10 protein-coding genes are annotated in these 13,116 nt (G+C 60.3%); 4 read left to right on the top strand and 6 right to left on the bottom strand.

What is annotated here, in order from left to right:
- Window positions 1-2 precede the first annotated feature (2 nt).
- On the top strand, window positions 3-3,908 hold the full coding sequence (locus WDB88_RS09615; protein ID WP_339107452.1) for a glycoside hydrolase TIM-barrel-like domain-containing protein: 3,906 nt from the start codon (window positions 3-5) through the stop codon (window positions 3,906-3,908).
- Between the two features lie 160 nt (window positions 3,909-4,068).
- Entirely contained in the window at window positions 4,069-4,872 is an 804-nt protein-coding gene (gene cysE, locus WDB88_RS09610; RefSeq protein WP_339107451.1) for a serine O-acetyltransferase, read from the top strand.
- A gap of 127 nt (window positions 4,873-4,999) precedes the next feature.
- Here cysE and WDB88_RS09605 read toward each other — a convergent pair whose 3' ends face one another.
- The 6 genes from WDB88_RS09605 to WDB88_RS09580 form a co-directional block, all read right to left on the bottom strand.
- Complete coding sequence (locus tag WDB88_RS09605) at window positions 5,000-6,295, bottom strand: pyruvate dehydrogenase complex dihydrolipoamide acetyltransferase (protein ID WP_339107450.1); 1,296 nt, start codon at window positions 6,293-6,295, stop codon at window positions 5,000-5,002.
- A 12-nt stretch (window positions 6,296-6,307) separates the two neighbouring features.
- Entirely contained in the window at window positions 6,308-7,678 is a 1,371-nt protein-coding gene (locus WDB88_RS09600; RefSeq protein WP_339107449.1) for a pyruvate dehydrogenase complex E1 component subunit beta, read from the bottom strand.
- 14 nt (window positions 7,679-7,692) lie between these two features.
- Entirely contained in the window at window positions 7,693-8,718 is a 1,026-nt protein-coding gene (gene pdhA, locus WDB88_RS09595) for a pyruvate dehydrogenase (acetyl-transferring) E1 component subunit alpha (RefSeq protein ID WP_339107448.1), read from the bottom strand.
- A 190-nt stretch (window positions 8,719-8,908) separates the two neighbouring features.
- Window positions 8,909-9,205 (bottom strand): septum formation initiator family protein, encoded by a 297-nt coding sequence (locus tag WDB88_RS09590; RefSeq protein ID WP_339107447.1) that lies wholly within the window; start codon window positions 9,203-9,205, stop codon window positions 8,909-8,911.
- Window positions 9,206-9,415: 210 nt separating this feature from the next.
- On the bottom strand, window positions 9,416-9,961 hold the full coding sequence (locus WDB88_RS09585) for a peptidylprolyl isomerase (RefSeq protein WP_339109512.1): 546 nt from the start codon (window positions 9,959-9,961) through the stop codon (window positions 9,416-9,418).
- Between the two features lie 40 nt (window positions 9,962-10,001).
- A complete protein-coding gene (locus tag WDB88_RS09580) occupies window positions 10,002-10,508 on the bottom strand; it encodes a peptidylprolyl isomerase (RefSeq protein ID WP_339107446.1) in 507 nt (168 codons plus the stop codon).
- Window positions 10,509-10,710: 202 nt separating this feature from the next.
- On the opposite strand from WDB88_RS09580, the gene WDB88_RS09575 reads away from it, so the two are divergent.
- Together WDB88_RS09575 and WDB88_RS09570 are read left to right on the top strand one after the other, a co-directional pair.
- Window positions 10,711-11,901, top strand: coding sequence for a phosphoglycerate kinase (locus WDB88_RS09575; RefSeq protein WP_339107445.1), 1,191 nt, complete (start codon window positions 10,711-10,713; stop codon window positions 11,899-11,901).
- A 231-nt stretch (window positions 11,902-12,132) separates the two neighbouring features.
- Window positions 12,133-13,035 carry a fructose bisphosphate aldolase gene (locus WDB88_RS09570; RefSeq protein ID WP_339107444.1) on the top strand — a complete coding sequence of 301 codons (903 nt, stop codon included), beginning with the start codon at window positions 12,133-12,135 and terminating at the stop codon, window positions 13,033-13,035.
- Window positions 13,036-13,116: the final 81 nt, after the last annotated feature.

Below are 13,116 nucleotides of genomic sequence, written 5' to 3'. Positions count from 1 at the left end.
ACATGGCAACGATCCTTTTGGGCGCGGCAGGCGCTGCGATTGGCGGTGGCTTCGGTGGCACGGTGCTGGGGCTTTCCGGTGCGGTCATCGGGCGGGCGGTCGGAGCGACCTTGGGGCGCGCCATCGACCAACGGCTTCTGGGAACCGGATCGCAAAGCGTTGAAACCGGCAAGGTCAGCCAGTTCCGCCTTTCCTCGGCAAGCGAGGGGACGCCCGTGCCGATGGTCTGGGGCGGGATGCGGGTGGCAGGACAGGTGATCTGGGCAACGCGCTTTCGCGAACATGCCAGCACCAAGAAAAGCGGAAAGGGCACGGGCACGACCGTGTCGACAACAAGCTACAGCTATTCCGTCAGTCTTGCCTTGGCCTTGTGCGAAGGCGAGATTCTGCGGGTCGGGCGGATCTGGGCCGATGGCCAGATACTGGATACGGCAGGCCTTGATTTTCGTGTGTATACCGGTGCCGAGGATCAGGAACCGGATGCGAAGATACAGGCGGTCGAGGGGGCGGATGCCGCCCCGGCCTATCGCGGTATCGCCTATGTGGTTTTCGAGGATCTGGCGCTTGCTCCGTTTGGCAATCGCGTCCCGCAACTGACCTTCGAGGTGTTCCGCGCCGCCGCGCCGTCTGTGCCGCAGGAGATCGCGGGGTTTGAGGGCTGTGTCAGGGGGGTCGCGCTTATTCCCGGCACGGGCGAGTATTCTCTGGCGACGACCCCTGTTTATTTTGCGGGAGAAGAGGGAGGCTCAAGCAAGGTCATGAACCAGAGCGCCCCGGGCGGGCTTAGTGATTTCGCGACCTCTCTCGCGGCACTGAATGGTGATCTGCCGAATTGCGAAGCCGTTTCCCTTGTGGTGTCGTGGTTTGGTGATGACCTGCGCGCGGGTCAGTGCAAGATCCGCCCGCGGGTGAATGAAACCGCAGGAGACGGGAAAAATATGGCATGGTCTGTCTCGGGGGTGGGGCGCGCCGAGGCCGGAAAGGTTGCCCATACCGCCGAGGGCGATCTTTATGGGGGCACGCCCGCCGATGCTGCGGTGATCGAGGCCATCCGGGCCTTGCGAGCTGCGGGAAAATTCGTGACCTTCTATCCCTTCATCCTGATGGAGCAGATCGCGGGCAATGCACGTCCCAATCCGTGGTCGCCGACCGAGGAACAGCCCGCTTTGCCGTGGCGCGGACGAATTACGACAGACATCGCCCCCGGACTGGAGGGCTCGACCGATCGTAGCGCGGCTGCCGCGCAGGACGTTGCGGCCTTTTTCGGGGAGGCCGCACCAGAAGCCTTCTCGCCGGAGGGGATGACGCTGCGCTATAGTGGTGCCGAAGAATGGTCTATGCGCCGTTTCATTTTGCACTATGCCCATCTTTGCGCGCAAGCGGGTGGGGTAGATGCGTTTTGCGTGGGCACCGAAATGTGCGCCCTGACCCAGATTCGTGATGCCGAGGACGGGTTTCCTGCCGTCGAAGCCTTGCGCCGTCTGGCAAATGACGTTCGCGCTATTCTGGGCGAGACTTGTAAAATCGGCTATGCGGCGGATTGGTCGGAATATTTCGGATATAATTCGCCGGATGGAAACCGCTACTTCCATCTGGATCCGCTCTGGGCAGATAGTGCCATCGATTTTGTCGGCGTCGATAATTATCTGCCGCTTGCCGATTGGCGCGAGGGCGAAAACCATGCCGATGCGGCATGGCCTGCCATCCACGATCTGGGCTATCTGCAAAGTAATATCGAGGGTGGAGAATACTATGACTGGTATTATGCGACCGATCTCCATCGGCAGATGCAGATCCGCACGCCCATCACCGATGGGGAGGGAGAACCCTGGATCTGGCGGGCGAAGGATTTCCGTAGCTGGTGGCAGAACCGTCATTACGAGCGGATCGACGGGCTGCGGGCGGAGGAGCCGACGGCATGGATACCGCAGATGAAACCGATCTGGTTTACCGAATATGGCTGTGCGGCGATCGATAAGGGGGCCAACCAGCCCAACAAGTTTCTGGACCCGAAAAGCTCTGAATCCATGCTGCCCCATTTTTCCAACGGGCGGCGCGACGAGCTGATCCAGATGCAATATGTGCGGGCGATGGAGGGGTGGTGGCAGGACCGGGCGCATAATCCTGTTTCCGAGGTCTATGAGGGGCCGATGATCGATATGACCAAGGCGCATGTCTGGTGTTGGGACGCGCGGCCCTGGCCCGAGTTTCCCTCCCGTGACGATCTCTGGAGCGATGCCGAGAATTACGCGCGCGGGCATTGGCTATCCGGTCGCGCGGTGGCGCAGCCGCTGGCGCGTGTTGTAGCCGAGATCTGCGCGATGGGTGGGGTGACGGCGGTGGATGTGTCGGGGCTGCGTGGCTCTGTGCGCGGATATAGTGCGCAATCGGGGGAGTCCCCGCGGGCAATGCTGCAAACGCTTATGCTGGCCTATGGTTTCGATGCGGTCGAGCGCGACGGAGCACTGCATTTTATCATGCGGAGTGGTCAGGTGAGCCGGGTTCTTGCCGATACGGATTTTGCTTTGCAGGAGGACGAGAGCACGCTGACCCGCATTCGTGCTTCCGAGGCGGAGATGTCGGGCAGGGTGCGGCTGTCCTATATCGAGGCAGAGGGAGACTATGCCACCCGTGTGGTCGAAGCGATTGCGCCGCAGGAGACCGATCAGGGCAGCAATAGTGCCAGTGAGGTAAATGCCGCATTGCATCGTCCGCAGGCAGTGGCCACGGTTGAACGCTGGCTGGCAGAGGCGCAGATGGCGCGGGATGTCGTGCAATTCGCGGTGCCGCCCTCCTTGACGGGGCTCGGGGCGGGGGATGTCATCGCGATCGAGGAAGAGCGGTACCGGATCGACCGTGTCGATCTGGCGGGGGCGGCGACAATGGAGGCCGTCCGGATCGAGGCGGGGCTTTACGAGCCGTCCGATGCGGCCGAGGCGGATGTCTCCACGACGCGGTTTTACGCGCCTGTGCCGGTGACGGCGCAGTTCATGGATCTGCCGCTTCTAACCGGAGAGGAAGTGCCCTATACGCCGTATCTGGCGGTGACCGCCAGTCCGTGGCCCGGAACGGTTGCGGTATTCGATGCGGTGAGTGATGCCGATTACCAGTTGAATGCCACGCTGACGCGCCGTGCGACGTTCGGGCGTAGTCTGGGGGCGCTGAATGCAGCCCGCGCGGGGCTATGGGACCGTGGGGCGCCGCTGCGGGTTTCGCTTGTTTCGGGGGAGCTGCAATCGGCCAGCGAAGAACAGCTATTGGCCGGAGCGAATGCGATGGCCATCGGCGATGGCAGCAGTGACAACTGGGAGATCTTCCAGTTCGCGCAGGCTGAACTGGTCGGCAATAATACATGGGATCTGAGCCTGAGGTTGCGCGGCCAGCTGGGCACCGATGTGCTGATGCCCGAAATCTGGCCGGAAGGTTCGGTGGTGGTGGCACTTGATGGCAATCTCGATCAGATCACGCTGGCGCAGGCACAGCGCAATATTTCCCGCCATTATCGTATCGGATCGGCGCGGCGCAGCTATGACGACCCGAGCTATGTGCATCTGAATGAGGCGTTCAAAGGCAATGGCCTGCGCCCCTATGCACCGTCGCATCTGCGGGTGTCCAAGGCGACGGAAGACTGGAGTATAGGCTGGGTCCGGCGTACGCGTCTGAACGGTGATCCCTGGCTGGAGCAGGAGGTGCCGCTTGGCGAATTGCATGAACGATACAGGCTGCGTCTTCTGACCGAGACCGGTGCCGTGCTGCGTGAGGTTACGCTTGAGGCACCGAGTTGGATATATACTGCGTCCCAGCGTCAGGCCGATCTTGCGAGCGGTTCTGCGTTGGTGCTTGAGGTGGCGCAACTGAGTGATCTTTACGGAGCGGGATTGCCGGCACGACTGGCACTCGGACTTTGACGGGCGGGGCATCCGATGGCGGGCAAAGAAAGGTTTGTGACCGATGTTAAGGACTTTTCTCTATTTTGCACTTGGTTTATCTCTGGTCGGCCTCCATGTGGTATTGTGCTAGAGCATGCCTGTGAAGGTGAGCCCGCATTTGCTGCGCAAAGGAGACGTCATGGCTGAGCCCCAAGTCAGAATTGCCACCGTTGATCCTGTCTGGGAGCGGATCTGTACCGAGGCGCGCGCGGCCGTTCAGAACGAGCCGCTTCTTGGATCGCTGATCCATGCCGGTCTTTTGCATCACCCCACTTTCGAGAGGGCGCTGTCTTTCCGGTTCTCGTTGAAACTGGCGTCGAACGAAATGAGCGAGCAGATCCTGCGCGAAATTGCGGATGATGCCTATGCGCAGGCCCCCTATCTGATTGCGGCAGCGCGTGCCGATCTGGTTGCGGTTTACGAGCGCGACGCGGCTTGCCACCGTCTGATGCAACCCCTGTTGTTTTTCAAGGGTTTTCAGGCGCTGCAATCCTACCGGATTGCCCATTGGCTGTGGTCGGAGGGGCGTAAGGACATGGCCTATTATGTCCAGATGCGTACCTCCGAGATGTTTGGTGTCGATATTCACCCCGCTGCCCGCATCGGGCAGGGCGTGATGATCGACCATGCGCATTCTATCGTGATCGGCGAGACGGCTGTGGTCGGGGATAATGTGTCGATGCTGCATTCTGTCACGCTGGGCGGGACCGGCAAGGAAGAGGAAGACAGACATCCCAAGATCGGCAATGGCGTATTGATCGGGGCCGGTGCCAAGGTGCTGGGCAATATTCGGGTGGGGGACAATTCCCGCATCGCGGCAGGGTCGGTCGTGTTGAACGAGGTGCCGCCGTGTAAGACGGTCGCAGGGGTGCCCGCCCGCATCGTGGGAGATGCCGGTTGCAGCCAGCCGTCGGTATCAATGGATCATCTTTTGGAAAAATAGCACGATTTGTGAGAGCGTCAGCCCGCGTGGCGGATGTTTGCTATATGAAAAACGGGCTACCGGCATAACCGGTAGCCCGTTTTGTTTTTGTTACAGCAGGCGTTTGCACGCCTGCCGCACTGACCTATCAGGCCAGCATCGTCATCGGATTTTCGAGGTTCTCGACGATGATCTTCAGAAGATCCGCGCCAAGCGCCCCGTCGATCACACGGTGATCGACCGACATGGTGACCGACATCACGGTGGCCACTTCGATTTCGCCTTCGGCATTCACCACCGGCTTTTTCACACCACCACCCACGGCGAGGATGCCGGCATGGGGCGGGTTCACGATGGCGTCAAAGTTATCGATGCCGAACATGCCAAGGTTGGAGATCGCGAAGGAACCGCCCTGATATTCATGCGGCGCAAGCTTGCGGTCGCGGGCGCGTTTGGCCAGATCCTTCATCTCGGTCGACAGCGCCGAGAGCGACTTCATATCGGCGTCTTTCAACACCGGCGTGAAGAGACCGCCTTCAATCGCCACGGCCACAGCCACATCCGAAGGCTTCAGCTTCAGCACGCGGTCGCCCGCCCAGACAGCATTCGCATCCGGCACGGCCTGCAGTGCTTGGGCCACGGCCTTGATGATGAAGTCATTCACCGACAGTTTGATCCCACGGCCTTCCAGCTGCTTGTTCAGCTGCGAGCGGAACTTCAGCAGCGCATCAAGCTTGATGTCGCGGCGCAGGTAGAAATGCGGGATCGTTTGCTTGGCTTCCGAGAGACGCGCGGCAATCGTCTTGCGCATCCCGTCCAGCTTGACCTCTTCGAACTCGCGGCCTTCATACATCTTGATGACGGCATCGGCAGAGGGGCCAGCGGGGGCTGCTTTGGCGACAGGCGCCTCGGCTTTGGGAGCGGCGGCTTCGGCCTTGGGCGCGGCACTCGCACCTTCGACATCCGCCTTCACGATACGGCCTTTGGGACCCGAACCCGCGATAGTCGCCAGATCCAGACCTTTCTGGGCCGCGATACGGCGGGCCAGCGGCGAGGCGAAGATACGCTTGCCGTCCTTGGCAGGCGCCGCAGGTGCGGGTGCAGCAGCAGGTGCGGCTGCGGCCTTGGGGGCCTCTGCGGGCGCTTCCGCCTTGGCGGGGGCTGCCGGGTTCGAGGCGGTCTCGATGGCCGAGGCGTCTTCCCCCTCTTCCAGCATGACGGCGATCGGGGTGTTCACCTTCACGCCTTCGGTGCCTTCCGCGATAAGGATCTTGCCAAGCACACCCTCATCAACCGCTTCGAATTCCATCGTCGCTTTATCGGTCTCGATTTCCGCGATGATGTCACCGGAGGCGACGGTGTCGCCTTCCTTCTTCAGCCAGCGCGCCAGTGTGCCTTCTTCCATCGTCGGAGAAAGGGCCGGCATCAGGATTTCAGTTGCCATCTCTGGATCTCCTTAGCGATAGGTGACTTTTTTCACCGCAGCGATGACTTCATCGGTGGTGACAAGAGCCAGTTTCTCGAGGTTGGCGGCATAGGGCATCGGCACGTCTTTACCGGTGCAGTTGATCACGGGCGCATCGAGGTAATCGAAGGCGCGTTCCATGATGACAGCCGACAGGTGGTTACCGATGGAGCAGACGGGGAAGCCTTCTTCCACGGTGACGCAGCGGTTGGTCTTCATGACCGAGGCCAGCACGGTGTCATAATCCAGCGGGCGGATCGAGCGCAGGTCGATGACCTCTGCCGAGATGCCTTCTGCTGCCAGTTTCTCTGCCGCTTCCAACGCATAGGTCATGCCGATGCCGAAGGAGACGATGGTCACATCCGTACCTTCGCGCCAGACTTTCGCCTTGCCGATCGGAACGGTGAAATCATCCATCACCGGCACTTCGAACGACTTCCCGTAGAGGATCTCGTTTTCAAGGAAGATGACGGGGTTCGGATCGCGGATTGCCGATTTCAGCAGGCCTTTTGCATCGGCTGCCGAATAGGGCTGAACGACCTTGAGGCCCGGGATCTGCGCATACCATGCGGCGTAATCCTGGCTGTGCTGCGCACCCACGCGGGCTGCCGCACCATTCGGGCCACGGAACACCATCGGAGCGCCCATCTGGCCGCCCGACATATAGAGCGTTTTCGCCGCCGAGTTGATGATCTGGTCAATCGCCTGCATGGCGAAGTTGAAGGTCATGAACTCGACGATCGGACGCAGGCCACCGAAAGCGGCACCAACGGCGATACCGGCAAAGCCATGCTCGGTGATCGGGGTGTCGATGACGCGCTTGGAGCCGAACTCGTCCAGAAGACCTTGGCTGATTTTATAAGCGCCTTGGTATTCGGCCACTTCCTCGCCCATCAGATAGACGTTCTCGTCGCCGCGCATCTCTTCGGCCATCGCGTCGCGCAGGGCTTCGCGGACCGTCTGGGTCTTCATCTCGGTGCCTTCGGGCCAATCCGGCGTCGTATTCGGCGCAAGGGGCGTGTCCGGCGTGTCGTCTTTGGCAGCGGCGGGAACCGAAGCCGGGGCAGGGGCTGCCTCTGCCGCAGGTGCCGAAGCCGATGCGATATCATCCGCCGATTCGCCTTCTTCCAGAAGAACCGCGATGGGGGTGTTCACTTTCACGCCCTCGGTGCCTTCTTCGATCAGGATCTTGCCCAGCGTGCCTTCATCGACCGCTTCGAATTCCATCGTCGCCTTATCGGTTTCGATTTCTGCGATGATATCCCCTGCGGAGACGGTATCGCCTTCTTTCTTGAGCCAGCGTGCCAGAGTGCCCTCTTCCATAGTGGGCGACAGGGCGGGCATCAGGATTTCAGTTGCCATTCTTCTCTTCCCTCTCAGGCGTTCTGCGGTGCCGCGTCGGCATAGATGTCGGTCCAGAGCTCTTCGAGCGCGGGCTCGGGGCTTTCTTTCGCGAATTCAGCCGACTCGTTGACGATCGCCTTGATGTCCTTGTCGATGGCCTTCAGGTCATCTTCGGTGGCATGATTGCCGGTCAGCAGCAGTTGGCGGACATGCTCGATGGCGTCACGCTCTTCGCGCATCTTCTGCACTTCGTCGCGCGAGCGGTATTTCGCGGGATCCGACATCGAGTGACCGCGGTAACGGTAGGTTTTTACCTCGAGGATATAGGGGCCTTTGCCCGCACGGCAGTGCGCCACGGCCTTTTCGCCAGCCGCTTTGACCGCTAGAACATCCATGCCGTCGACTTCCTCGCCCGAGATGCCATAGGCCTCGCCGCGTTTCCACAGCGCCGGGGATTTGGTCGAACGGGCGACCGAGGTGCCCATTGCATATTGGTTGTTCTCGATGACGAAGACGACCGGAAGATCCCATAGCTGCGCCATGTTATAGGTCTCGTAAACCTGACCCTGGTTGGCCGCACCATCGCCGAAATAGGCGAAGGTCACATTGTCATTGCCCTTGTACTTGTCCGAGAAGGCAAGACCTGCGCCAATCGGAACCTGCGCGCCGACAATGCCGTGGCCCCCATAGAAATGCTTCTCTTTCGAGAACATGTGCATGGAGCCGCCTTTGCCTTTCGAATAGCCGCCCTCGCGGCCCGTCAGCTCGGCCATCACGCCCTTGGCGTCCATGCCGCAGGCAAGCATATGCCCGTGGTCGCGATACGAGGTCACGCGCTTGTCGCCCTCTTTCGCGGCGGCCTCAAGGCCCACAACAACAGCCTCCTGACCGATGTAAAGGTGACAGAAGCCACCGATCAGCCCCATGCCGTAAAGCTGGCCTGCCTTCTCTTCGAAGCGGCGGATCAGCAGCATGTCACGATAGTAGCTGAGAAGCTCGTCCTTGGAGACGTTCGCACCAGCCTTGGGTGCGGTCCCCGAACTCTTGCGAGCAGCCATAGGCATCCTCCCTAAAAGCGGATAGTTCAGTATTAAACCATCTCTAGCGGAAAGCATCTGCAAAGACAATCACCGCGATATGCAACAGTGTCTTCTGCGGGCATAAAGTGATGGTATGTGGAGAAGGATGACGCAAAAAACCCGCAAGGCAAGCTTGCGGGTTGCTAAAAATGTCCACATTTCGGGCGCTTTAGCGAATGACGACCTCGTCGCCACGCACCAGTCCAAGGATATTGCGCGCCTGCTCGTCCAGAAGGTCGAGGTCCAGATAATCATCCGACAGGCGATGCGTCAGATTCGCCATACGCTTGACCTCGTCGCGCAGTGCGTCGCGCTTTTGCGTCATGTCGGTGATTTCGGCCTCGATCTGCACCCGCTTGAAGATCCCGTAAGATCCCTGCACGGCGGCAAAGGTGAAATATGCCGCCAACACGAAGGCGATGGAAAAGAAGATCAGCGGACCGACCGCCCGGTTTTTCTGCTGCATGTTCTGCCTATATCGGGCGCGCAAGGGCGCCATTTTGCTCTGCCAGTTCTTTGCGCGTTCTGCGCGGCCTCTTGTCGGGCCTGAGATCCGACTATGCCACGAAGCGCCCCGCTTCGCCTAGGCATTTTTGCATGGAAAGGGGACCGGAACAGAAAAAGGCGCCCCCTTTGGGACGCCTTGCAAGCTTGGGCCGGGTCTCGGCACGGGATCTTATTTGCTGACCGTTGCCGAAACGATGTAATCGGGGTCATCGACCAAGCCGTTTTTCGCGGGATCGCCCTTCTTGATCTGGTCGACGATATCCATACCTTTGATGACATGGCCGACAACCGTGTACTGCCCGTTCAGATGCGGCGCATCCGCGAACATGATGAAGAATTGCGAATTGGCGGAATTCGGCGATTGCGAGCGTGCCATGCCGACAATGCCGCGCACGAATTTGCGTTTCGAGAACTCGGCCGGAAGGTCGGGCTTGTTCGAGCCGCCCATCCCCGCCATCTCGATCTGCGAAGAGCCGCGCTTGCCAAATTGCACATCGCCCGTCTGCGCCATGAAGCCGTCGATCACGCGGTGGAACACCACGTCATTATACGCGCCTTCCTTGGCCAGCTCTTCCAGACGTTCCGCCGCTTTGGGGGCGACATCGGGCAGCAGGTCGATGACGATCTCGCCCTGAACCGAGCCGCCGATCTCCAGCGTCAGATTCGGGCCGGGCCCGTCGGGCGCGGTGTCTTCGGCATAAGCGCCAGTGGTCATTGCCCCGGCACCCATCGCAATCAGGGCTGCCGCAACAAGATTACGCATCGGCGGCCACCGTGACTTTGATCATGCGGTCGGGATTCGCCGGCGGTTCACCGCGCACGATCTTGTCGACAAATTCCATTCCGGAGATCACGCGGCCATAAACGGTGTATTGGCCGTTCAGGAAGTGGTTGTCCGAGAAGTTGATGAAGAACTGCGAGTTGGCCGAGTTCGGATTCATCGAGCGGGCAGCCCCCAGCGTGCCGCGATCATGCGGAATACGCGAGAATTCTGCGGGAAGGTCGTCATATTCGGACCCGCCGGTGCCTGCGCGGCCCGGATTGTAGTCTTTTTCCATATTCGCATTCGCTACGTCGCCGGTTTGCGCCATGAAACCGTCGATCACGCGGTGGAAGGCCACGTTGTCATAGGCACCGTCGCGGGCCAGCTGTTTCATACGCTCGGAATGCTTCGGCGCGATTTCGGGCATCAGCTCGATAACAACGGGACCATCCTTCAATTCGATGATGATGGTGTTCTCGGGGTCTTTATATTCGGCCATGAGGTCCTCCTGGATTTGGCCCGCAATCTACACGACAGGGCCGCTATGGAAAGCCGAAACCTTCGTTTTTCGTTTTCACGCCTTCTCACGCGCGGGTCATGTCCGGTGATTGCGTGTGTTGACGCCATTTCATGGACGGTGCAAGTTGCGGCACAACGGGCACCCCATCCCCTGATTTGGTGCCGGAATGAGGAGATAACGCATGGCATGGAAAACCCTCGACGATCTGGAACTGGAGGGCAAGGTTGCCCTTGTTCGCGTCGATATCAACGTTCCGGTCGAGGACGGACGTGTGACGGATACCACGCGGATCGACAAGATCGTTCCGACCGTCAAGGATATTCTGGCCAAGGGCGGGAAGCCCGTCCTTCTGGCCCATTTCGGCCGCCCCAAAGGAAAGGTCGTGCCGGAAATGAGCCTGAAACCGCTGGTTCCGGCGCTTGAGGCCGCATTGGGCGTTCCGGTGCATTTTGCCGAGGATTGCATTGGCGGTCCGGCCAAGCGGGCTGTGGCGGCCCTGCCTGCGGGCGAGGTTTTGCTGCTGGAAAACACCCGTTTCCACGAGGGCGAGGAAAAGAACGACCGCGAGCTGGCGGCGGCGATGGGCGCGCTTGGATCGGTCTATATCAATGACGCTTTCTCGGCGGCCCACCGTGCGCATGCCTCGACCGAGGCTCTGGCCCGTGTTCTGCCCAGTGCTGCGGGGCGTCTGATGGAAGCGGAGCTGAAGGCGCTGGAGGCCGCGCTGGGGGATCCGGAGCGTCCGGTGACTGCGGTTGTCGGCGGGGCGAAAGTGTCGACCAAGCTGGATCTGCTGGGCAATCTGGTGAGCAAGGTGGACAATCTGGTCATCGGTGGCGGCATGGCCAATACCTTCCTCGTGGCGCAAGGCATTTCTGTCGGAACGTCGCTGGCCGAGCGCGATATGGCGCAGACTGCTCTGGAGATTCTCGAAAAGGCGAAATCTGCCGGTTGTACGATTGTGCTGCCCTCGGATGTGGTCGTTGCCCGCGAGTTCAAGGCCAATGCGCCGCATGAGACCGTTGCCGCCGATGCCTGCCCCGAGGATGCGATGATCCTTGATGCGGGTCCTGAGGCCGTGGCTCGGATCTCGAAGGTCTTTGCAGAATCGCGCACGCTGATCTGGAACGGCCCGCTGGGGGCTTTCGAGATTACGCCCTTTGATGCGGCCACCAATGCCGCGGCTGCCAAAGCCGCAGAGTTGACGCAGGCGGGGCAGCTGATTTCGGTGGCGGGTGGCGGGGACACCGTGGCCGCCCTGAACAAGGCCGGTGCGGCGGAGAAATTCAGCTATATCTCCACCGCAGGCGGTGCCTTCCTTGAATGGATGGAGGGCAAGGTTCTGCCGGGGGTGGAAGCTCTGGAAGACTGATCCGGTCAATAGGGACACTGGAAACGGGGTGGCTTGCGGGCCGCCCCGTTTTCTTTTCACGGTGCCGCCTGACGGGCGAAGCGGGGGGATTTCTGGCCGCTTTCCGCGCAGCAGACCGACAAAATGAAATAATCCAAGTCGGTTAGCGCCACCAAGATTGTCTAACCCCGCGCATCGCGCTAGGTCTGGAACTGGCCCACAATTCAGTCTCCGTATCGGAGGGAGAGATATATGCCGAACGCGCAACAAACCGAACAGATTTCCAAGGGCGAGGGTTTCATCGCCGCGCTCGATCAGTCGGGCGGTTCGACGCCGAAGGCTCTGCGCCTTTACGGTATCGAGGAAAGCGAATATTCCAACGACACCGAGATGTTCGATCTGATCCACAAAATGCGGACCCGCATTATCAAATCCCCCGCGTTTTCCAGCGGTAAGGTGATCGGTGCGATCCTGTTCGAACAGACGATGGACCGCGAGATCGATGGTATTGCGACCGCGACCTACCTCAACGAGAAATGTGGCGTTGTGCCCTTCCTGAAGATCGACAAGGGTCTGGAAGCGGAAGAGAACGGTGTGCAGCTTCTCAAGCCCATTCCGGGTGTGGACGCGCTGCTGGACCGTGCCCGTGAAGCGGGTATTTTCGGCACCAAGGAACGCTCGGTCATTTCTGCGGCCAATCAGGCCGGGATCGCGGCGGTTGTCGCGCAGCAATTCGATCTGGCTGCGACCGTGATCAAACATGGTCTGATGCCGATCATCGAGCCGGAAGTCACGATTTCGATTTCCGACAAGGCCGAGGCCGAAGCCATCCTGCGTAGCGAGATCCTCAAGCATCTCGATGCTCTGCCTGCCGATCAGCAGGTGATGCTGAAACTGTCGCTGCCGACGGTTGCGAATTTCTACAAGCCGCTGGTGGATCATCCGCGCGTGCTGAAGGTCGTGGCGCTGTCGGGCGGTTATGCGCGCGATGAGGCCAATGCGATCCTGTCGAAGAATGACGGGATGATCGCCTCGTTCTCGCGTGCCCTGACCGAAGGGATGTCGGATAAACAATCCGATGCGGAATTCGATGCCGCACTTGCCTCGGCCATCGACAGCATCCATGCCGCCTCGCTGGCGCATGAACCGGCCTGAGGTCGTCCTGTTTTGGAAATGAGAGAGGCGGGGCCGTAAGCGGCTCCGCCTTTTTCGTTTCGAGGTTTGAAAGTGAGGGGG

Source organism: Thioclava sp. GXIMD4216 (assembly GCF_037949285.1).
Lineage (GTDB): Bacteria > Pseudomonadota > Alphaproteobacteria > Rhodobacterales > Rhodobacteraceae > Thioclava > Thioclava litoralis.
This window is presented reverse-complemented; position numbering and strand designations above follow the sequence as displayed.